This window comes from Sodalis praecaptivus (genome assembly GCF_000517425.1).
GTDB lineage: Bacteria > Pseudomonadota > Gammaproteobacteria > Enterobacterales > Enterobacteriaceae > Sodalis_A > Sodalis_A praecaptivus.
Genome location: NZ_CP006569.1, coordinates 2,467,028 through 2,488,286, shown reverse-complemented (window position 1 = coordinate 2,488,286; position 21,259 = coordinate 2,467,028). Strand labels below are relative to the sequence as shown.

General features: G+C 60.1%; 13 protein-coding genes. 11 read left to right on the top strand and 2 right to left on the bottom strand.

Annotated elements, in window-relative coordinates; genetic code table 11:
• Window positions 1-44: 44 nt before the first annotated feature.
• Entirely contained in the window at window positions 45-1,568 is a 1,524-nt protein-coding gene (locus SANT_RS10970; RefSeq protein ID WP_025422339.1) for a PLP-dependent aminotransferase family protein, read from the bottom strand.
• A gap of 129 nt (window positions 1,569-1,697) precedes the next feature.
• On the opposite strand from SANT_RS10970, the gene SANT_RS10965 reads away from it, so the two are divergent.
• The 9 genes from SANT_RS10965 to SANT_RS22945 all read left to right on the top strand — a co-directional run bounded on the left by SANT_RS10965 (window position 1,698) and on the right by SANT_RS22945 (window position 17,883).
• Entirely contained in the window at window positions 1,698-2,975 is a 1,278-nt protein-coding gene (locus SANT_RS10965; protein WP_025422338.1) for a 4-aminobutyrate--2-oxoglutarate transaminase, read from the top strand.
• 17 nt (window positions 2,976-2,992) lie between these two features.
• The gene (locus tag SANT_RS10960) at window positions 2,993-4,453 is read left to right on the top strand and encodes an NAD-dependent succinate-semialdehyde dehydrogenase (protein WP_025422337.1); all 1,461 of its coding nucleotides are present in this window, start codon (window positions 2,993-2,995) and stop codon (window positions 4,451-4,453) included.
• A gap of 591 nt (window positions 4,454-5,044) precedes the next feature.
• Window positions 5,045-5,776, top strand: coding sequence for an SDR family NAD(P)-dependent oxidoreductase (locus SANT_RS10955; protein ID WP_025422336.1), 732 nt, complete (start codon window positions 5,045-5,047; stop codon window positions 5,774-5,776).
• A 712-nt stretch (window positions 5,777-6,488) separates the two neighbouring features.
• Window positions 6,489-8,174, top strand: a complete 1,686-nt coding sequence (locus tag SANT_RS10950) for a sensor histidine kinase (protein WP_025422335.1) — start codon at window positions 6,489-6,491, stop codon at window positions 8,172-8,174.
• Window positions 8,174-8,899: a two-component system response regulator BtsR gene (btsR, locus tag SANT_RS10945; RefSeq protein ID WP_025422334.1), complete on the top strand. Its 726-nt coding sequence runs from the start codon at window positions 8,174-8,176 to the stop codon at window positions 8,897-8,899. Before SANT_RS10950 ends, btsR begins: the two co-directional genes overlap by 1 nt.
• A 216-nt stretch (window positions 8,900-9,115) precedes the next feature.
• Window positions 9,116-11,266, top strand: coding sequence for a carbon starvation CstA family protein (locus SANT_RS10940; RefSeq protein WP_025422333.1), 2,151 nt, complete (start codon window positions 9,116-9,118; stop codon window positions 11,264-11,266).
• A 96-nt stretch (window positions 11,267-11,362) separates the two neighbouring features.
• Window positions 11,363-11,566, top strand: a complete 204-nt coding sequence (locus SANT_RS10935) for a YbdD/YjiX family protein (protein ID WP_025422332.1) — start codon at window positions 11,363-11,365, stop codon at window positions 11,564-11,566.
• A gap of 16 nt (window positions 11,567-11,582) precedes the next feature.
• Window positions 11,583-12,548: a GTPase gene (yjiA, locus tag SANT_RS10930; RefSeq protein ID WP_025422331.1), complete on the top strand. Its 966-nt coding sequence runs from the start codon at window positions 11,583-11,585 to the stop codon at window positions 12,546-12,548.
• Between the two features lie 1,300 nt (window positions 12,549-13,848).
• Window positions 13,849-17,883, top strand: coding sequence for a hypothetical protein (locus tag SANT_RS22945; protein ID WP_025422330.1), 4,035 nt, complete (start codon window positions 13,849-13,851; stop codon window positions 17,881-17,883).
• Between the two features lie 35 nt (window positions 17,884-17,918).
• Here the strand turns inward: SANT_RS22945 and SANT_RS10920 are convergent, their stop codons facing one another.
• The gene (locus SANT_RS10920; RefSeq protein WP_200867243.1) at window positions 17,919-19,013 is read right to left on the bottom strand and encodes a GntR family transcriptional regulator; all 1,095 of its coding nucleotides are present in this window, start codon (window positions 19,011-19,013) and stop codon (window positions 17,919-17,921) included.
• Window positions 19,014-19,162: 149 nt separating this feature from the next.
• On the opposite strand from SANT_RS10920, the gene SANT_RS10915 reads away from it, so the two are divergent.
• Both SANT_RS10915 and SANT_RS10910 read left to right on the top strand, forming a co-directional pair.
• Entirely contained in the window at window positions 19,163-20,017 is an 855-nt protein-coding gene (locus tag SANT_RS10915; protein WP_420480358.1) for a fumarylacetoacetate hydrolase family protein, read from the top strand.
• Window positions 20,014-21,240, top strand: coding sequence for an alpha-hydroxy acid oxidase (locus SANT_RS10910; protein ID WP_025422327.1), 1,227 nt, complete (start codon window positions 20,014-20,016; stop codon window positions 21,238-21,240). Before SANT_RS10915 ends, SANT_RS10910 begins: the two co-directional genes overlap by 4 nt.
• The last annotated feature ends 19 nt before the right edge of the window (window positions 21,241-21,259 follow it).

Genomic DNA, 21,259 nt, shown 5'->3' with positions numbered 1-21,259 from the left:
CGCGTCGGGGCCGGTCTCTCTTATCCGTCCACGGCCTGGGGCCGTTATTCTAAATCTACCAACGGCGGGGGCAACGGCTGGCGCAACAGCGCCGGATAATGCCGGGCGATACAGCGCAGCAGGGTCAAAAACGCCGGTTGAATCCCGTCTTCATCGACGCAGGCGTAACCCAGCAGCAGACCGCGCCGCCGGCGCGCACGCAGATAGTAACTCGACAAGGGCCGCACGTGTATTCCTTGTCTGGCGGCCTCTTCCGCCAGCCGTACATCATCGGTGTTGGCCGTTAGCGCAAGGATCAAATGCAGGCCGGCGTTGCTGTCCGGCGCCAGCGCCTCGGGGCCGAGCCAGTGCAGCACCAATTGGGTCAGCAGCGTGCGTCGCTTGCCATACAGCAGCCGCATGCGGCGGATATGCGAAGCATAATGCCCCTCGCGGATAAATGCCGCCAGCGTTTGCTGGGTCTGCCAATGGCCGCCGCGGTAAAGTTCCGCATGGGCGCGGCTCACCGACGCCGCCAGCGACTGCGGTAGCACCATATAACTGATGCGCAGGCCGGGATAAAGCGTCTTGCTAAAGGTGCCGATATAAATCACCGGCGCCTGCGGCGTCAGGCTTTGCAGCGCCGGGATGGGATTGCCGGAAAAGCGGAATTCGGAATCGTAATCATCCTCTACCACCCAACTGCCTTGCTCCTGCGCCAACGCCAGCAGCCGCTGGCGCCTGGCCAAACTCATCACCGCTCCGGTGGGGTATTGATGTGACGGTGTCACGAAAATCAATTTTGGTGCGCGCATCGTCTTTCTCAACGGCGGCGGATTCAGGCCGGCATCGTCCACCGTGACCGGCGTTAGGATTACGCCGTTCACCGCCAGCACATTGCGGATCCCCCAATAGCTCGGCTCTTCCACCCACACGCGATCGCCGGGATTGCACAGCATTTTCGCCAATAAATCAATTGCCTGGTGCGTGCCTTCCGTAATCACAATTTGCTCGGGATCGCAGATAACCGAACGGGCAATGCGCAGATAATCTACCAGCGCCTGGCGCAGCGCCGGGCTGCCGCCGAGAGGAGAATAGGTCAATGCATGCGGCGCGATACGTTTTATCACCCGCGCTTGAATTCGTCGCCACACGGCGTGGGGAAACCCGGCGACGTCCGGTACACCGGGCATAAATGCGCCCCACTGATGGGGTGAGGCGCCCGCGCTGTGCAGCAGCGCCGTACCGCGCGCCGACAACGCCAGCGCGCGCTGCTGCGCGGCGGTGGGGGGTGGCGGCTTCACGGTGGTCATCGCGCCGTCGGGCAGATGCGCCGTGACGAACGTTCCGCTGCCCGCGCGGGTAGAGATATAGCCCTCCGCCTGGAGCTGATCATAGGCGGTGCTGACGGTATTGCGCGATATCGCCAATTGCTGCGCCAGATCGCGGGTGGCCGGTAGTCGGCTGCCCGCGCGCAGTACCCCCTCCAGTATCCCCTGACGAATGGCGCGATACAGCCGGCGATTCAGCGTACCGTCGCTAATGGCCGCAAGTTGCCCTTGCAGCATGTCGGTTAATAATGATCGCAATTGGCACCTTTAAGTTTTTAAAACTGGCACTGGATTATAGGGCCACAAAAGGCATTAATAGCAAGAACAAAGTCCTCCTGCGGGGCTATCGCGGCGTCCGCGCTCCCAATCTATGGTTATGAGGTACCTATGAGCAATAGTGAATTGAATCAGCGTCGTTTGGCGGCCACCCCACGCGGCGTGGGCGTCATGTGTGATTTCTTTGCCGAGCGGGCGGAAAACGCCACGCTATGGGACAGCGAAGGGCGAGAATTTACCGATTTCGCCGCCGGTATTGCGGTACTGAATACCGGCCATCGCCATCCCAAGGTCATCGCCGCCGTAGAACAACAATTGGCGCGCTTTACCCATACCTCGTATCAGGTGGTCCCTTACGCCAGTTTTGTCACCCTGGCGGAAAAAATCAATGCCGTCGCGCCGGTGGCGGGGCCGGTCAAAAGTACCTTCTTCAGCACCGGGGCGGAGGCGCTGGAAAATGCGGTGAAGATCGCCCGCGCCTTTACCGGCCGGCCGGGGGTGATTACCTTTGGCGGCGGCTTTCACGGCCGCACGCTGCTGACGCTGGCGCTGACCGGCAAAGTCGCGCCCTACAAGCTGGGTTTTGGGCCGCTGCCGGGGCAAATTTTTCACGCCCAATATCCCAACGCGCTGCACGATGTTTCGGTGGCGCAGTCCCTCGCCAGCATCGAGCGTCTGTTTCGTACCGATATCGCCGCGGATCAGGTGGCGGCGATTTTGTTTGAGCCGGTACAGGGTGAGGGCGGATTCAACATCGCGCCGCCGGAATTTCTGCTCGGGCTGCGTGCGTTGTGCGATCGGCACGGTATTCTGATGATTGCCGACGAAGTGCAGTCCGGCTTTGGCCGCACCGGCAAACTGTTCGCCATGGACCATTGCCCGTCGGTGAAAGCGGATATCGTGACGATGGCGAAAAGCCTGGGCGGCGGCCTGCCGATCTCCGGCGTGGCCGGGCGCGCCGAGGTGATGGACGCGCCGGCGCCCGGCGGATTGGGCGGCACCTATGCCGGCAATCCCTTGGCGGTGGCGGCGGCGCTGGCGGTGCTGGACGTGATTGACGAAGAGCAGCTTTGCGCGCGCGCGGCGCGGTTGGGTGACCAATTGCAGGACACGCTGCGGGAGATGAAGCGCGACTGTCCGGCCATCGCCGACGTGCGCGGGCTCGGCTCGATGGTGGCGGTGGAGTTTCGCGATCCCGTCAGCGGCGAGCCTGATGCCGCCTTCGCGCAGCGTATCCAGCAGCAGGCGCTGGCGCAGCGGCTGCTGCTGCTGACCTGCGGCGTGGACGGCAACGTGATCCGCTTTTTGTATCCGCTGACCATTCCCGAGACGCAATTCAATGCGGCGCTGGCGCTGTTGTGTACGCTGCTGAAATCGCCTTCACTTTAAGCAAGGATCCCGACGTGATACCACTCAATGACCCGCAATTATTTCGTGAACAATGTCTTATCGACGGTACCTGGTGCGATGGCGACCAGGGGGGGCGAGAAACGGTAGTGAATCCGGCTACCGGCGAACCGCTGGCCGCGGTAGCGCAAATGAGCGCCGCTCAGACCCAGACCGCTATTGACGCCGCCGAGCGAGCGCTGCCCGGCTGGCGCGCGCTGACCGGCCAGCAGCGCGCCGCGCGCTTGCAGGCCTGGGCAGATTTGATTGACGCCGCGCGTGAGGATCTGGCGCAGCTGCTGACCGCCGAGCAGGGCAAACCGCTGGCGGAAGCGCGCGGTGAGATAGGCTATGCCAACAGTTTTATCCGTTGGTTCGCCGAAGAGGCCAAACGGGTGGAAGGGAGCGTGCTGGCCTCGCCGCAGCCGGGACAGCGGATGTTAGTGCTTAAACAGGCCATTGGGGTCACCGCCGCTATCACGCCGTGGAATTTCCCGGCGGCGATGATTACCCGCAAAGTAGCGCCGGCGCTGGCCGCCGGCTGCACCATGATAGTCAAACCGGCCGAACAGACGCCGCTCACCGCGCTGGCGCTGGCGGTGCTGGCGACACGCGCCGGTATTCCCCGCGGCGTATTGCAGGTGGTGGCCGGCCCGGCGGTGCAGGTGGGGAAAGTGCTGTGCGACAGCCCGGTGGTGCGTAAACTCAGCTTTACCGGCTCGACGGAAGTGGGGCGGCTACTAATGGCGCAATGCGCGCCGACGGTGAAAAAACTGTCGCTGGAGCTGGGCGGCAATGCGCCGGTGCTGGTCTTCGACGACGCCGATGTGGATCAGGCGGTGGCGGGGATCATGGCCGCCAAGTTCCGCAATAGCGGGCAGACCTGCGTGTGCGCGAACCGTATTTATGTACAGCGGGGAATTTATCCGGCGTTGGTGGAAAAACTGCAGGCCCGCGTGCAGGAACTCAACGTAGGGCCGGGGACCGCGCCTGATGTGACCCAGGGACCGCTTATTGATGCCTCGGCGGTGGCCAAAGTGCGCGAGCATATCGCCGATGCGCTTGCTCAAGGGGCCACGTTGCTCGCCGGCGGCAAATCCCATGCCTTGGGCGGAAGCTTCTTTGAGCCGACCCTTATCGGCGATGTTAGCGCAACGATGCGTTTCGCGCGCGAAGAAACCTTTGGTCCCGTGGCGCCGCTGTTTCCGTTCAGCGATGAAGCGGAGGCTATCCGAATGGCTAACGATACCGAGTTCGGTCTGGCGGCGTACGTCTTTACCCGCGACGCCGGCCGGCAGTGGCGGGTGCCCGAGGCGCTGGAATACGGTATGGTGGGTGTGAATACCGGCTTGATTTCCAATGAGGTCGCGCCGTTCGGCGGCGTGAAACAATCGGGCCTCGGGCGGGAGGGATCGCGCTTTGGTATCGAGGAGTACCTGGAAATGAAATACTTATGCGTGGCCGTGGATCCAGCGTGTTAACGCCGGCGACGCCATAAAGACGGCCCTGCCCGAGTTCGGCCGACCGGCTTGGCGATCCCCAGGCTAGGTCAGCCGATCGAGTTGGTGACGCCTCCGGTTCGGTGGGTGTATTGGAACGGTGGCGCTTTTGCTTCGCTTGGTCGACGGCCAGAGACGCTTTTGGCTTAGCGGGTTCCTTGTGCCGGTGACGCCTCCGGTTCGGTCGGTGTATTGGGCCGCAGAGGCCCTGGCTTAGCCGGCGCATTGGCCCGGCGTTCTCTCCTTTCTTGACCGAACTACGCCCTAAATCGTTGGGTATAGACGGTGGCGCTGCCGCCCCTGACGCTCCTCCTGCCGCTGGGTTTTCCCCTCACTCTCTTTTTCCGCTGCGGGTTGCCCGGCTATCGCGTATTGCTCTTCGCCCGTTACTATCGCGACGCGCCTGCGCTTAGCGCTGAGTCGACGGGGGCAATATGCGCCCGGGCCGGTCAAACACGCGTTGCCCCTCAGGGGCAGTACCGCGCAGCGCGGGAAATAAAACCGCAAAAGGGTTGTCTACCCGCCATTTTTGTCGCACCTTTTGGAGCTACCCTATCAGTGAAGGAGAACAAGATGGAGAGGAAAACGCTGTTATTGACCGGGGCGAGCCGCGGGATTGGCCATGCGACGGTCAAGCATTTTCACGCGGCCGGCTGGCGCATTTTTACCGCTTCGCGCCAGAGTTGGGTGGAAGAGTGCCCCTGGGCGGAAAAGATGCTTAACCATATTCATCTCGATTTGGAGGATATCGACGGCGTTGCCGCGGCGCTGCCGGGGATTAAAGAAAAGCTGGGCGGCCGGTTGGATGCGCTGGTCAACAATGCCGGTATTTCGCCGAAAACGGCGGACGGCGGCCGTCTCGGCGTGTTGAATACCGACTATGCCACCTGGGTGCGGGTGTTTAATGTTAATCTGTTTGCCACCGCGCTGCTGGCCCAGGGGCTGTTCGACGAGCTGCGAGCGGCGGCGGGGAGCATTATCAACGTCACCTCCATCGCCGGATCTCGGGTGCACCCGTTCGCCGGCGTCGCCTACGCCACCTCAAAAGCGGCCCTGTCGGCGCTAACGCGCGAGATGGCGTTCGATTTTGGCCATCACGGGATCCGGGTTAACGCTATCGCGCCGGGGGAGATTGATACCGCCATTTTGTCCCCCGGTACGCAGGAAATCATCGAGCGGCAGGTGCCCTTGCAGCGGCTGGGCCGACCGGAAGAGGTGGCTTCGTTGATCTACTTCCTGAGCACGCAGGGCGCGTCTTACGTTAACGGCGCCGAAATCCAGGTCAACGGCGGACAGCATGTCTGAGCCCCCGCTCAGATAGCGTTCGCGCTAGATTCCTTGACGGTATGGGTCGCGTGCGCTAACACTTTTCTCGCGCGGTGAGCCTCCCGCTGGGTCGGTTTTTTTTCGATCGGCGTTGGTGCGCCGGGCTGTTTTGTCTATCGCTTTGCCCCACGGCATCCGCTCGAACTCACTGCGATTGGCCGAAGCGATCCAGCGCTATCGCTGAGGCTGCGCGCGCCCGGCAGCCCTTACGCAATCGATTTTCCCGCGCGGCCGGCGTTGCTGGTCATCCTTTGCCCGGATGTGGCTCACCCTCTGCCGGTGTTCGCACGCCTGTCCCGGGATGCCACCGAGCGCGATTTCCACGCCGTTCGGCGGCGCTTTCTCGGTCCCGGTCGCCGGCGCTTTTTCCCCTCCGGTCGCCGGCGCTGAAACCGGCCGGCGCCGGGCCGCTAATGTTTACCCGGCGTTTAATCAGTGATTGCCGCTATGATGTGTAAGAAAAAAGAAATTTCATTGTCACTTTCCAGCTTAAGGTTCACGCGCCGCCAGGCCTGGCGCCTGCACAGCCGAGCCTCAATGAGGCCAGGCGCCGTTATCGGTACGCGCCATCGTCTCCGTGTCAGCCGAAGGGGCAAATCAGTGAAATAGGTCAAACTATTACCCGCAAATATTGCGTAAGCTAACGCGCCTGTCACGCCGCGCGCTGTGTCGTCCTGCCCGGGTTGGAATCATGTACGAATTTAAGTTGGTTTTACTGCTGCTGCAACAGATGTGCGTTTATCTGGTTATCGCCTATCTGTTAAGCAAAACGCCGCTGTTCATCCCTTTGATGCACGTCACGGTGCGCTTGCCACACAAGCTTTTGTGCTATGTCATGTTCTCCATGTTCTGCATTATGGGCACCTATTTTGGTTTGCATATCCAGGACTCTATCGCCAATACCCGCGCGATTGGCGCCGTATTGGGTGGCCTGTTGGGCGGGCCGGTGGTCGGCGGGCTGGTGGGCTTCACCGGCGGTTTGCACCGCTATTCCATGGGAGGCATGACGGCGTTTAGCTGCATGGTGTCCACCATTGTCGAAGGTCTTCTCGGCGGGCTGGCCCATCGGCTGCTGGTTCGCCGCGGCCGGCTGGACCGGTTGTTTCATCCGCTTACCGTCGCCGGCGTGACGCTGCTGGCCGAGGTGTTGCAAATGGCGATTATTCTGCTGCTGGCGCGTCCGTTAGCTGAAGCGCTACAGCTAGTGAAAAGTATCGCCGCGCCCATGATTGTCACCAATGCCATCGGCGCGGCGATGTTTATGCGCATTCTGCTCGACCGGCGCGCAATGTTCGAGAAATACACCTCGGCGTTTTCCGCCCGCGCGCTGAAGATTGCCGCCTGTACCGAGGGGATCCTGCGCCAGGGGTTCAACCAGGAAAACAGCCGGCGGGTGGCGCAGGTCATCTACCAAACGCTGGATATCGGCGCGGTGGCGATTACCGACAGGCAGCGCCTGCTGGCGTTTATCGGCATCGGTGACGATCATCATTTGCCGGGAACGCCCATCGCCTCGCGTCACTCGCGCTGGGCCATTGATCATAATGAAGTGGTGTACGCCGACGGCAACGCGGTGCCGTATCAATGTTCGCTACACCGCGGCTGCAAGCTCGGCTCCACGCTGGTCATCCCGCTGCGCGGTGAAAACCAGGAAGTGATCGGCACCATCAAGCTGTATGAGGCAAAAAACCGCCTGTTCAGCTCGATCAACCGTACGCTGGGGGAGGGGATCGCCAGCCTGCTTTCGGCGCAGATTCTGGCCGGCCAGTACGAGCGGCATAAATTGCTGTTGACGCAGTCCGAAATCAAGCTGCTACATGCGCAGGTCAATCCCCATTTTCTGTTTAACGCCCTCAATACCTTGGTGGCGGTAATCCGCCACGACAGCGATCAGGCCGCCCGGCTGGTGCAGTACCTGTCCACCTTTTTTCGCAAAAATCTGAAACGCTCGGCGGAAATCGTCACATTGGCGGATGAAATCGAGCATATTGACGCTTATCTGCAAATCGAGAAAGCCCGTTTTCAGCAGCGCCTGCAGGTACACATTGCGGTACCGGAACCGCTATTATCGCTGTCGCTGCCGGCGTTCTCGCTACAGCCGATTGTGGAAAACGCGATCAAACACGGCACGTCGCAGCTGCTGGGACCCGGCGTGATTACCCTAAGCGCCCGCTGTGAGGGGCCGCGGCTGCTTATTTGCATTGAGGACAATGCCGGGCTGTTCCCGGCAAATTGTGTCAGCCATGGTCTGGGGATGCAATTGGTCGACAAGCGGCTACAGGGCCGCTACGGCGTGGGCAGCGGCGTCAGCGTCGAGTGTCAACCGGACCGCTATACCCGGATTACGCTTTCTTTGGCTAGAGAGGACTCCGTTTGATGTTAACTGTGCTCATTGTCGACGACGAACCGCTGGCGCGGGAGAATCTACGCTGTTTATTGGCGCAGGATGAGCGCCTCGAGGTGGTGGGAGAGTGCGCCAACGCGGTGGAAGCCATCGGCGCCATCCATCGCCTGCGCCCCGATGTGGTGTTTTTGGATATTCAAATGCCGCGCATCAGCGGTTTGGAAATGGTCGCGATGATCGACCCGGACAGTATGCCGTACATCGTCTTTGTCACGGCGTACGATGAATATGCGGTGCGGGCCTTTGAGGAGCAGGCGTTCGACTATCTGCTTAAGCCGATTGACGCCCAGCGGCTGGCGAAGACGCTGCGCAACCTCAGTCGCCCGCGCCCCGGGCAGAATCTCGCGTCGCTGACCGAGGCCTGTCAGGAGCTGGCCTATATTCCCTGCACCGGCCACAGCCGCATCTATCTTTTGAAAACCACCGAGGTGATGTTTGCCAGCTCCCGGCAAAGCGGCGTGTACGTTACCGGCGAGCAGGGCGCCGAATGTTTTACCGAATTGACGTTGAAAACGCTGGAGCGCCGTACGCCGCTGGTGCGCTGCCATCGCCAGTTTCTGGTAAATATGGCGCACCTGCGCGAGATTCGCCTGGAGGAGTGCGGACAGGCTGAGCTGCAGCTCAGCAATGGCCATGCGCTGCCGGTCAGCCGGCGCTATTTGAAAACCCTCAAGCAGCAGTTGGGTCTGAAAGTCTAACGCCTTGGCCGGCGTCGCGCGCGCCGGCGAGTGCCGTTTGGTACCCTTTACATGTTCCCGTAGTTCCTACTTGTCAACCCCGCATCTGGATCCTTTCACCTGAAAATATGACCGCTTATTTCGCTATATGACCGTTCATTTAATTTCCCTGCTTCTGTCACCCGATTGCCAAATAAAGTAACGTCACTGCCATACTTATAACGAGTACCTTACGCTATGAAGCACTCTGTTTTGAAACATCTGCCCTGGCTCATCATCGGCTTTATCGGTGCCTGCTGCCTGGGTGTTATTGCGCTGCGCCGGGGAGAACACGTCAGCGCGCTGTGGATTGTGGTGTCGTCGGTGGCGGTCTATCTGGTTGCCTATCGCTACTACAGTCTGTATATCGCCAAAAACGTCATGCGTCTCGATCCCGCCCGCGCCACGCCGGCGGTGGTCAACAATGACGGCCTAAATTACGTGCCCACCCACCGCAATGTGCTGTTCGGCCATCACTTCGCCGCGATAGCCGGCGCGGGGCCGCTGGTCGGGCCGGTACTTGCGGCGCAGATGGGCTATCTGCCCGGTACGCTGTGGCTGCTGGCGGGGGTAGTGCTGGCCGGCGCGGTGCAGGACTTCATCGTGCTGTTCCTGTCAACCCGCCGCAACGGCGTTTCGCTCGGGGAAATCGTCAAGGAGGAAATGGGCCGCGTGCCGGGAACTATCGCGCTGTTCGGCTGTTTCCTTATCATGATAATTATACTGGCGGTGCTGGCGCTGATTGTGGTGAAAGCCCTGGCGGAAAGCCCATGGGGAGTGTTCACCGTCTGTTCCACCGTGCCCATTGCCTTGCTGATGGGGATTTATATGCGCTTCATCCGCCCCGGGCGGGTGGGGGAAGTGTCGGTCATTGGTATTGTGCTGCTGCTGCTGTCCATCTGGTTTGGCGGCGTGATTGCCCAGGACCCCTATTGGGGACCGGCGCTGACCTTTAAAGATACCACTATCACTTATGCCCTTATCGGCTACGCGTTTATCTCGGCGCTGTTGCCGGTGTGGCTGATACTGGCGCCGCGGGATTACCTGGCCACCTTTTTGAAAATCGGCGTCATTGTTGGTCTGGCGCTGGGGATTGTGGTGCTGAACCCGGATCTGAAAATGCCGGCCACCACGCCGTTTATCGACGGCACTGGGCCGGTATGGAAAGGCACGCTGTTTCCCTTCTTGTTCATTACCATCGCCTGCGGCGCGGTGTCCGGTTTCCATGCGCTCATCGCCTCCGGCACGACGCCCAAGCTGTTAGCCAATGAAAATGACGCGCGCTTCATCGGCTACGGCGCCATGTTGATGGAGTCGTTTGTCGCCATCATGGCGCTGGTGGCGGCGTCGATTATTGAACCGGGGCTGTATTTCGCCATGAATACCCCGCCGGTGGCCCTCGGCATTACGATGCCCGATCTGCACCGTCTCGGCACCGCCGACGCGCCGATGATCATGGCCTCGCTCCAGCAGGTGACCGCCCAGGCGGCGGCGACGGTTAGCGGCTGGGGTTTTGTGATTTCGCCGGAACAGATCCTGCAAACCGCGAAAGATATCGGCGAACCTTCCGTGCTTAATCGTGCCGGCGGCGCACCAACCCTGGCGGTAGGGATTGCGCATGTGTTCCATCAAATCGTACCGGGGGCGGATATGGGCTTCTGGTACCATTTCGGCATCCTGTTTGAGGCGCTGTTTATCCTCACCGCGTTGGATGCCGGTACCCGCTCGGGGCGCTTTATGCTGCAGGATTTACTGGGCAATTTCGTGCCGTTTTTGAAAAAGACTGACTCGCTGCCGGCGGGGATCGTTGGCACCGCCGGCTGCGTGGGGCTTTGGGGCTATCTGCTCTACCAGGGCGTGGTGGATCCGCTCGGCGGGGTGAAAAGCCTTTGGCCGCTGTTCGGCATCTCCAACCAAATGTTGGCCGCGGTGGCGCTGGTGCTGGGTACGGTGGTGCTTATCAAGATGAAACGCACCCGCTATATTTGGGTGACGCTGCTGCCGGCGGTCTGGCTGCTTATCTGCACTACCTGGGCGCTTGGCTTGAAGCTGTTCAGCCAAAATCCGCAGTTGGAAGGGTTTTTGTACCTGGCGCGCGAATATAACCGTCGTATCAGCGAGCAGGGCGCCACCCTCAGCGCGGCGCAGATAGACAATATGCACCATATCGTGGTGAATAATTATACCAATGCCGGTCTCAGCATCCTGTTCTTGGTGGTGGTTTACAGTATCATCATTTACGGCATTAAAACGACGCTACGGGCGCGCCAAAGCCCGCAGCGCAGCGACAAAGAAACCACCTTCATCCCGGTGCCCGAGGGCGGCGTGAAGCTCTCCGGCGGACATTAACCTCGCGTTGCCCGGCGCCGCGCGCGCCCGAGCGAACCCACTCCCCGCCGGCGTCGTGCTGCCACGATGCCGGCGGGTATTATCAGGAGGCAGCCGATGTTTGGACAGTTAGGCCAGGCGGGGAAATACCTGGGGCAGGCCGCCAGAATGCTGGTCGGCGTCCCGGACTATGATCATTATGTCGAACACATGCGCACGCAGCATCCCGATACGCCGGCAATGACCTATGAAGAGTTCTTCCGGGAACGTCAAGAAGCCCGTTATGGCGGAAACGGCAAGGGCGGCTTCCGCTGCTGCTAAACGACAGGAGCGTTCCATGAATCATCCTATTCCCGCCACCATCTTGACGGGCTTCCTCGGCGCGGGGAAAACCACGCTGCTACGTCACATCCTCACCGCCCCGCACGGCGAACAGATTGCCGTGATTGAAAACGAGTTCGGCGCGGTGGCTATCGATGACCGTTTGCTGGAAGAGAGCGCCACGCGGGTGACCACGCTTAGCAATGGCTGTATTTGCTGCACCAGCGCTAACGAACTGGCCGAGGCGTTACGCGCGTTGCTGCAAGGCCTGGATGCCGGCACATTGGCCTTCGACCGGGTAATTATCGAATGTACCGGCATGGCGGATCCGGGACCGATAATTCAGACCTTCTTCGCCGACCCGCTACAGGCGGAGCGTTTCAGGCTGGATGGCGTTATTACCCTGGTGGACGCGGTACACGCCGAGCAGCAGTTGGACACCTATTTGCTGGCGCAGACGCAGGTCGGGTTCGCCGATCGGCTGCTGCTGACCAAGACCGATGTGGCCGGCAACAGCGAACACCTGATCGCGCGGCTGCAGCGGATAAATGCCCGTGCGCCGGTGTCGGTGGTCATACAGGGGCAAACTGACGTGCGCGAGCTGTTCACCCTTGAGGGGTTCATGCTCAACGATCGCCTGCCGGTCGCCCGGCCCCGCTTTTGGCCCCGGCCGTTACCGGCGCCCGGCGTTAGCTCCGTGGTCATTACCCTGACCGCGCCGCCGGCGTTCGACGCATTATCCGCCGTCATGGAGCGGCTGCTGGAGCAATATGCCGACCGGCTACTGCGCTATAAAGGTATTTTGGCCGTGGAGGGCGAGGCGCGACGGCTGCTGTTTCAAGGGGTGCAGCGACTGTATAGCGCCGATTGGGACCGCTGTTGGCGGGAAGAGGAGCCTCGGACCGGCGTCATGGTCTTTATCGGCGAAGGCTTGCCGGAAGGGGAGATTCGCGCCGCGTTTAGTACGTTACAGCCCGCCTGAACCGCTGCGTTCGCGCTTACCCGGCCGCGGGCAGCGTGAGCCAGACCGCTCGCCTCCGGGTTGCTAACCGGCGGCCCCGCGTGCCGCTGGTCTATGCCCCCATCACGACCCATAGGCCGGAGCGCGGTATGCCACATTTCCGCCTGCGACAACTGCCCTGCGGTATGGCTGACGGTGACAGACATCTGGCGATTTATTATCTCATTATACTTCCCGGCTGCACCATCACATTCAATTGGGATCCAGGACGAAAGTGTTTAATCATGACAAAGGGGGGCTATTCTTGACAAAGGCTTTTTGATTTGTTTGACTACGGCAAGCCGCTAGCAGGGTCGTGCTATTATTATGAATGTCGATAGCCCTATAATAATGTTAATTCGTCTGAGGTTTGCGACCGTAATGACTTTTTAATGTATCGCCGTAGAGGATGGAGATAATATAATTCACTGATGCTGTTAATGCGTATTGATTATTCGTGCTGCCTCATTATTTCTTGCATAAGTTAAGGCGTGCGGGGTTATTTTACGCCGTGGGATTAGGTGGGATGATAATAATTCCTCATGCGGCAAAGTGAACGGCGAGATAATATACTCATCGTTCCGCGGGGGTGAACGCCGCGATACTATTTTCATCTTTATATGAGCATGACCGGCGCGATAATAGCTTCATCACCCCGCGGGCATGAACGGCGTGCTAATAAACTCATCGTCCCGCGGGGGTGAACGGCGCGATACGATTTTCATCATTATGCGGGCATGAACGGGGCGATATTATCTTCATCGTCCCGCGGGGGTGAACGGCGCGATACGATTTTCATCATTATGCGGGCATGAACGGGGCGATATTATCTTCATCGTCCCGCGGGGGTGAACGGCGCGATATTATTTCCATCATTATGCGGGCATGAACGGGGCGATATTATCTTCATCGTCCCGCGGGGGTGAACGGCACGATAATAGCTTCATCATCATGCGGGCATGAACGGGGCGATATTATGTTCATCGTCCCGCGGGTGTGAATGGCGCGATACTATTTTCATCATTATGCGGGCATGATCGGCGCGGTAATATTCCATCACTCCGTGAACGGCACGATAATCGCTTCATCACGCCGCGGGCTGGGCTTTGCTGCACCCATTACACCGCAGGCGTGGGCACCACGATAGGTTTAGGCATGGCGTGTTTCGCAGAGGGCAATAATAAGCTTAACCGACGTTGCAGTAGCCAAAGAACGCACCAATTGGGAATGCCATTTAGTGAAACCGCACCGGCCAGGCGCGACAACGAAAAGGAATTTCACCATGGATACGGCCCGCTGTACAGCCAATGGAGAGAGTCACGGGCACGTCGCGCTGGCGGCGGAGACCGCCATAGGGCCCTTAACCCCGTCGCTTGTCGCGCAGCTTTCCAGCGTCAACCCCGCGGTCTTAGCCATGACGCGGCGTCAGGACGATAGCGCGCCGATCCCGATGGCGGCGGCAACAAGCATTGAATTAACGCCGCGGCGCGGCGACGTCGCCGGCATCGCGGGCGGTGCCGAACCGCCAGGGGGGGAAGAAGTGATGACGCCACATAACCGGCTGATGGCGCTTTTCCTCCTGGAGGGCGACGCGCGGCCTTCGCGCGATCCTGATATTGACCCGGGTGGCCAACCCGGTCGGGATAAGGAAGAATTCACGCCAAGAGCGCGCCTCGCCGACCTGTTTGAGTACTACGCGGATCCCCTCCATAGGCAGCGTCTTTTTACTCACTTGCTGGGGGTCGCGCTTGATATCTATCTGCTCGATGCGTTTCTGACCGCGATGAATCATGAGACTTTCACCATCAACAGCCTGGATTCTCTATTATCTCTCGATGCGCTGGCGAAAGTCGACGGGGGCGCATGGCATGGTTTACCGCCGGCGGAGAAAAGCGCGGTCGATATGCTTTGGCGGCAATGTATCAAAGATGAGCTGCCGATCGTGTATTATGCCGCCATGCTGGGGTTCGGCGATGTGCCCGTGGGGCATGAAGAGTTCGCTACGCTGTTTGCGGGCTCGCTGTACGTTTATCAGCAGAAAAACGCGGACCTGCCGCCGACGCGCCAGGCGCTTTCGCAGACCGGCGAAGCGTTATTAAATGTCCTGGTGAATGAAACCCTTGAGCCGCAATTGCTGGGGTATCTCGGCCTGCCGGCGCTGTTTTTTGCCGCGAAGCACACCAAACCGGCGCCGTTAAACGCGCAGCAAGCCCAGAATATCGACTATAAACTGGAGGCGGTGGTCCTGTTTAAGGCATTCTGGCGAACGCGCGCGGCAGAATTGTACAGCGCCAGCGCGCTGTTACGCCGCTATGCACAATCGGTGGTCGACTGCCTGCCGCGTACGGCGCCTACAGCGGCGAGGGTGCCCAGGCAGGCGCCGCGGAACGCGCGCGCTATGCGGCAGTGGGAGCAGGAGGGTAACGTTGTGGCGCGGCCGGGGGGGCAATGGGGCGCCTCATTCGCTGACGTTAGGCCACGCGTCGACGAACAAAGGCCGCTTAACCTCGCTGATGAGAGCGCTAACGATAATAAAATGAAACGCGCCGCGGAGGTGGCTGAACATTTTAGTGCTATCGACAGCCTGTTACTTTTCGATACTCTGTCGCGGCTAACCGGTTATGATGCCCAGCAGCTTTGTTCCGACCAGGCGGAAATTCATGTATTGGAGCCCTTTGTCAGTGAATTAGGCGACTATCAGAGCCGCCACGCCTATCCTCCTATTACTTTACCCGCCAAGGCCGTTAGCGGGGGGCTCCCTTTTGCCACGTTGAAAAAATCCGTTGAGCTGTTAGCGGTCTGTGACAGCGCCTGCGCGCAGAAAATGGATCACTTCAAGCATATCTATGCGCTTAAATTCCAACAGGATCACTACGACATCATTCGTCTCGATTACGATATTGCGTCCTACTTGGATTACGATCTTTTTGATTTTCACACCGACTACGTATTCTTTGACGAGATGCGGCGCCGAGAGCAATTAGTGCTAAATATCAACACGCCCGGCGATCGCAGTCGACTCATAAAACCGGCCGGTGATCCAACGGTGCCGGGGTTGATAGATTTTTTACAAAAAAAACACCGAAATGAAATTTTCGCTTCTCTGTATGCCGCCGATACCGCCTACGGCGCGTTAGACCGTGAGACGCTCAAGCAGATTTTGCCGTTATATGCGAGTGTCAACGCAATGATGGCAGAGCAAAAGGAGGGTAATATCGACGCGATGCTGGCGTGTGCGTCGGCGATCCCGGCCGTCGGCCGGAACGCCTTGAGAGCGGGTTGGGCTGCCGTGACCGCCTTAAAAGCGCATCGGGCCAGCGCCAACCCGCTCGGCGAACATCTACCGGGCGCGGCGAGTGCTTCGCCGTTGCCGGGCAAAGAATTGCCCCCTCGTTATCTCACCATCAGATTGGGTCATAACCTATTGCGGCTGCGCGATCCTGTGTTGAATGTGTTGACTTCAGCAGGCTGCGCGAATTTTGCCCAAGCCAACGCGCTGCTCAATACGTTTGCCCGACCCGCCTTTGGCGATCAAAACCCACCGGCCGTCCGCGCCGACGAAACGCTTAGCGCGGTTGGCGCGAAGCATGATGATTTTAAAGGGGAAGTGCCGAGTTACGAGGTGACCTTACCGCTGAAGGTCATTGACAGACAGCCAAATTATCTGCTGGTAACGCTGGTGGATACCGTCAGCGGCAAAGGGGTAGGCCGCCAATACGCTATTGTGGCCCACCATCCGGTTCCCCTGACGGCAGCAAGCGGGCCGGCGGCACCGATTCCGGCCGCAGCAGGCACCTTGGCACCGGCGGCGTCCATTCCGGCCGCGGGAAGCACCTTGGCGCCGGCGGCACCGATTCCGGCCGCAGCAGGCACCTTGGCACCGGCGGCGTCCATTCCGGCCGCGGGAAGCACCTTGGCGCCGGCGGCATCCATTCCGGCCGCGGGAAGCGCTTTGGCGCCGGCGGCGTCCATTCCGGCCGCGGGAGACACTTTGGCGCCGGCGGCGTCCATTCCGGCCGCGGGAGGCGCTTTGGCGCCGGCGGCATCCATTCCGGCCGCGGGAAGCACTTTGGCGCCGGCGCCGCCCGTCCCGGCCGCGGGAAGCGTCTTTGCACCGGCGGCGCCCGTCCAGGCCGAGGGGAGCGTCTTTGCGCCGGCGCCCGCCACGAAGCGACAGCCCGTGCCGGACCGGTTCGCCGCCTCGCGAACCCTCTATGAAGGTCTACATCCGCCTGTCACAGCGCTGATGCTGCAGCTCGAAAAGGCCACTTTGCGCGCGGCTGGCCGCACTCTGCCACCCTTAACGCATCCGCTTACGTCCTTCATGCCGCCCCCGGTATTTATCGACCAGCGCTATGACACCCGTTACCTCAATTTCTGCAATATGGTGGCTAACTACCCCGGCGCGCGGCAGTTTTATCTGCATGGCTTGACGCAATCGAGGAAATCGGTACCGTCAGGCTATGACCAGCTTAAGGCCACCTTGCCCTATTTTACCCATGAAGTACAACTGGCCCGGCGTTATGCCCATGATCTGCTTGAAGAATTCCCGAGCGGCAGGGCGCTTTGCCTCGGCGGCGACGGGACGTCGTGTCGACCCATACAACGCTATCTGGCACAAGCGCTGCGCACGAACGATCGGCACATCTTACATCAGGCAGGCATCCGCCTGGGCTGGCACCTGGCGAAAATTAATCATTACTTGAACCAGTACGCTCACGCGATTCATTTTGCCAGCCGCTACCCCGCCGTTTCCTCTGCCGACAACGCCCACCTCGCGCTGGGTTTCGCCCATCCTGCCGACCGTGCAAGGCGCTGCTATATCATGGTGGACAATTTCATTACACATCATTTTCGCCACGTCACTAGGGCGCCGCCGCATAGCGCACCGGAGGTCAGGCCCGCAGACCTAACGCAAGCCACGGAGGCTGAAACGGGATCGCCGTACGAGCTTAAGGAGAATACCGGCAAGACTGACCAGGATGGGGACGAGGCCATGCAGGATATTCAACGACGGCTGGAGCCGGTGGCTCATCGCTACCTTGACGTGTTTCGCAACATGCAAGGTGACGCGAGCATCACCGTGGAGCAATTTATTGAATGCATAAAACGCGACAGGATGCTCAGGGCGAATCTTATCATGGACGACAAGTCGTTCGTCGCGCGCATCATTGCCGACCTGGCGCAGGCGCGTCATAACCTCCTTCAGCAAACCGGGCCGCGCCGCGTATTAGCGGGTGAGCGGCAGGCGCCGCCGGCGGCGTCACCGACGTTTCTGCGTCTGCTCTATGAGCTGGTGCTCACCTTTGATGAATAGACGCTCCAGGCGTAACGGCCCGCGTGCCGCCGGCGCTAAAGCGGCATTAAATAAGGCGGGATCGCGCCGTTGGTCAAATGCTCGGCGCTGTTAAAACGCCGCAGCCAGCGATCATCGGCGCGCTGCAAATGGGTGCGCAGGGCTTCCGCCGCCGCCGGCGTTTGCCGGCGCAGCAGCAAATCGTAAATATGCAGGTGTTCTTTGAGCGCGTCTTCAATAAGCGATAGCGGGATGTGCAGCACCGGATCGAACAAATAGCGGGTCGGCACAAACAAAATGCGGGTACGCGCCAGTACCTGCAGAATTTCAACATTAGGGCAGAAGGAGAGCAGGCGTACATGCAGGTCGTTTTCGACAACATCGGTATCGAAACCCTCGCGCGGGAAGCCGTCCAGGGATTGCACTACCGTCTCGCGCGCCTGGCGCAAGATGCTTTCCGTAACCCGCGGCGCCGCCTGTAGCAATGCCTGAGGTTCTAATAACCAGCGAATTTCATAGAGGTGATGGGTTTTTTCCGGCGTAACCTGGGCGGCAATCCAGCGACCCAACGCGTCTTTATTCACTAGACCAACGCTGTGCATTCGTGCCAGCACCTCGCGGACCACGGTCCGGCTGACGTTAAAATGCGTCGCCACGCGGTCTTCGATAATCCGCACCGCGCTGAAAAGCGCGCTGGTGCAAATAGCCTGTTCAAGCTGATCGTACATGCTTTCCCAGCGCGCCACCGGCGGAATTTTTATGGTGGCCAGAGTCGCATGCTGCGCCGCGCGCGGCGCATCAGCGTGCCCCGCAACCGTATATCCCCGCCCTTGGCCCGCCTGGATAAGCTTTTGCTCGCACAGCCGGCGCAGCGCATGGCGGGCCGGCGAGCGGCTGATACCAAAAGCCTTTGACACATGGGCTTCCAACAGTTTTTCCCCCGGCGCCAGGCGGCCATCGTCAATCATGGTTTTTAGCAAATGAAAGGCGCGATCCTGCAGGGAAAGCTTATCCGTCAATCCTGACATAGTTTGGGCTCGTTGGCGCCAAGAGGCGTCAATAGGGGTAGTAGAGCAGGGTTTCTCATTATTGTAAGCGGCGCTATCGCTGTCCAGCGCTACGCGCGATGCCGCCGGCGTTTCTTCCTTCACAGCGTGATACTCCTCGCAAAAAGAAACAGAATAGTGATGGATTTATCATTTTATTAACTTTTTTTTGACAGCTTGGTCAAACTTCCATTTACTAAATGTACATTGAATGCAAAGTACGTTTTATTAAGGGGAAAGGTACCATGAAGCTAGTGCGCTGGGGAGAGCCAGGCCATGAGAAACCGGGCGTATTGGATGAAGAGCAGCAGATCCGCGATGTGAGCGGCATCGTTGACGACTGGCACGGGCAGGGGTTGTCCGACGACAGCTTGCAGCGCCTGCGGTCGTTGTCGTGGTCCGGTTTACCGCAGGTCAGCCCGGGCACGCGGCTGGGTCCGTGCGTAGCGCGACCTGGCAAAATTGTCTGCGTCGGGTTGAACTATCGCGATCATGCCCATGAGGCCGGTATGGCGCTGCCGCAAGAGCCGATCTTATTTTTGAAAGTCACCAGCGCCATCACCGGCCCTCAAGATCCGATAGAAATCCCGCCCGGCGCCAGCAAAGTAGATTGGGAGGTGGAACTGGGCGTGGTTATCGGGCGGCATGCACGCTATCTCACCCAGGCGCAGGCGCTTGATTATGTCGCCGGCTATTGCGTGCTTAACGACATTTCGGAGCGCGCCTGGCAAATCGAGCGCGGCGGGCAGTGGGACAAGGGGAAATGTGCCGATACTTTCGCACCGCTAGGGCCGTATCTGGTCACGCGTGATGACATCATCGATGCGCAAAATCTGGCGCTGTGGCTCGAGGTGGATGGCGTGCGGCGCCAGGAAAGCAACACCGGAGAAATGATTTTCGGCGTGGCGCAACTGGTGGCCTATATCAGTCAATTCATGAGTTTACAGCCGGGCGATATCATCGCCACCGGCACGCCGGCGGGGGTGGGAATGGGGTTTACGCCGCCGGTTTATCTCAGGCCGGGTCAGACGCTGCGCCTCGGTATCGACGGTCTGGGCGAGCAATGTAACGTTACCGTGGCCGCTCCCCCCACCGGGACAAGCGTATGAGGCAGACCATCACCTGCCTCGACGACCTGCAGCGTTTGGCGCGCCGACGCGTGCCGAGGTTGTTTTATGACTATGTTGACAGCGGCTCGTGGACGCAGGCCACCTACCGCGAAAACAGCGAGGATCTCGCGCGGTTGCACTTTCGCCAGCGCGTGGGCTGCAACGTAGAACATATCACCACCCGCACCACCATTCTGGGACAACCGGTGTCGCTGCCGCTGATTTTGGCGCCCACCGGGCTTACCGGCATGGTCTATCCCGACGGCGAGCTGTTGGCCGCCCGGGCCGCGGCGGCGGCGGGCGTACCCTATACGCTTTCCACCGTCAGTATCAGCAGTATCGAAGCGGTGGCGGCCGAGTGCGCCAAGCCGTTTTGGTTTCAATTATACATGATGAAAGATCGGGGCTTCATCGCCGATTTGATCGCCCGCGCCGACGCCGCGGGCTGCTCCGCCCTGGTCCTGACGCTCGATCTCCCGATTCAGGGGCAGCGTCATAAAGATATCCGCAACGGGCTATCGGTGCCCCCGGCGCTGACGCTGCGCGGGATGATGTCGATGCTGATGCATCCGCGTTGGTGCCTGGGGATGTTGCAAACGCCGCGCCGCACCTTCGGCAATATTGTCGGCCACGCCAACGGCGTCACCGACACCCTGGGTTTCGCGGAGTGGGTGAGCCGTCAGTTCGACCGCAGTTTCTGCTGGGAGGATATCGCCTGGGTAAAACAACGTTGGCGCGGCAAATTGGTAATCAAAGGGATCATGGACAGCGCGGACGCCGGCCAGGCGTTTGCCGCCGGCGCGGACGCCATCGTGGTATCCAATCACGGCGGTCGCCAGCTGGATGGCGCGCCGTCCACCATCAGCGTATTGCCGGCGATTACCGAAAGCGTCGGCGGTGCCGGTGAAATTATCATGGACAGCGGTATTCGCAGCGGGCAGGACATCGTGCGCGCGCTGGCGATGGGCGCGGACAGCGTAATGATTGGCCGCGCTTTCCTTTACGGCCTGGGCGCCCTGGGCGAAGCGGGCGTGACCTTATGTCTGGACCTGTTACGAAAAGAGATGGAATCGACCATGGCGCTGTGCGGCGTGACCCGCATCGACGCTCTGAGTCCCCAGCATATCGTCGATTATCCCTGGCCCCTCACCGCGGGCCACGCCGCGGCCCGGCGCTTTCAACCCCCTGCGCTTCAGCCTATCGCTGAAGCGCCTCATCGGTGACCCTACAATGGCTAAAGGA

Bases quoted from the DNA above. Each gene is read 5' to 3' on its own strand.
- yjiA (WP_025422331.1), top strand. From the start codon at position 11,583: ATGAATCATCCTATTCCCGCCACCATCTTGACGGGCTTCCTCGGCGCG.
- SANT_RS10910 (WP_025422327.1), top strand. From the start codon at position 20,014: ATGAGGCAGACCATCACCTGCCTCGACGACCTGCAGCGTTTGGCGCGC.
- SANT_RS10965 (WP_025422338.1), top strand. From the start codon at position 1,698: ATGAGCAATAGTGAATTGAATCAGCGTCGTTTGGCGGCCACCCCACGC.
- btsR (WP_025422334.1), top strand. From the start codon at position 8,174: ATGTTAACTGTGCTCATTGTCGACGACGAACCGCTGGCGCGGGAGAAT.
- SANT_RS10935 (WP_025422332.1), top strand. From the start codon at position 11,363: ATGTTTGGACAGTTAGGCCAGGCGGGGAAATACCTGGGGCAGGCCGCC.
- SANT_RS10955 (WP_025422336.1), top strand. From the start codon at position 5,045: ATGGAGAGGAAAACGCTGTTATTGACCGGGGCGAGCCGCGGGATTGGC.
- SANT_RS10940 (WP_025422333.1), top strand. From the start codon at position 9,116: ATGAAGCACTCTGTTTTGAAACATCTGCCCTGGCTCATCATCGGCTTT.
- SANT_RS22945 (WP_025422330.1), top strand. From the start codon at position 13,849: ATGGATACGGCCCGCTGTACAGCCAATGGAGAGAGTCACGGGCACGTC.
- SANT_RS10950 (WP_025422335.1), top strand. From the start codon at position 6,489: ATGTACGAATTTAAGTTGGTTTTACTGCTGCTGCAACAGATGTGCGTT.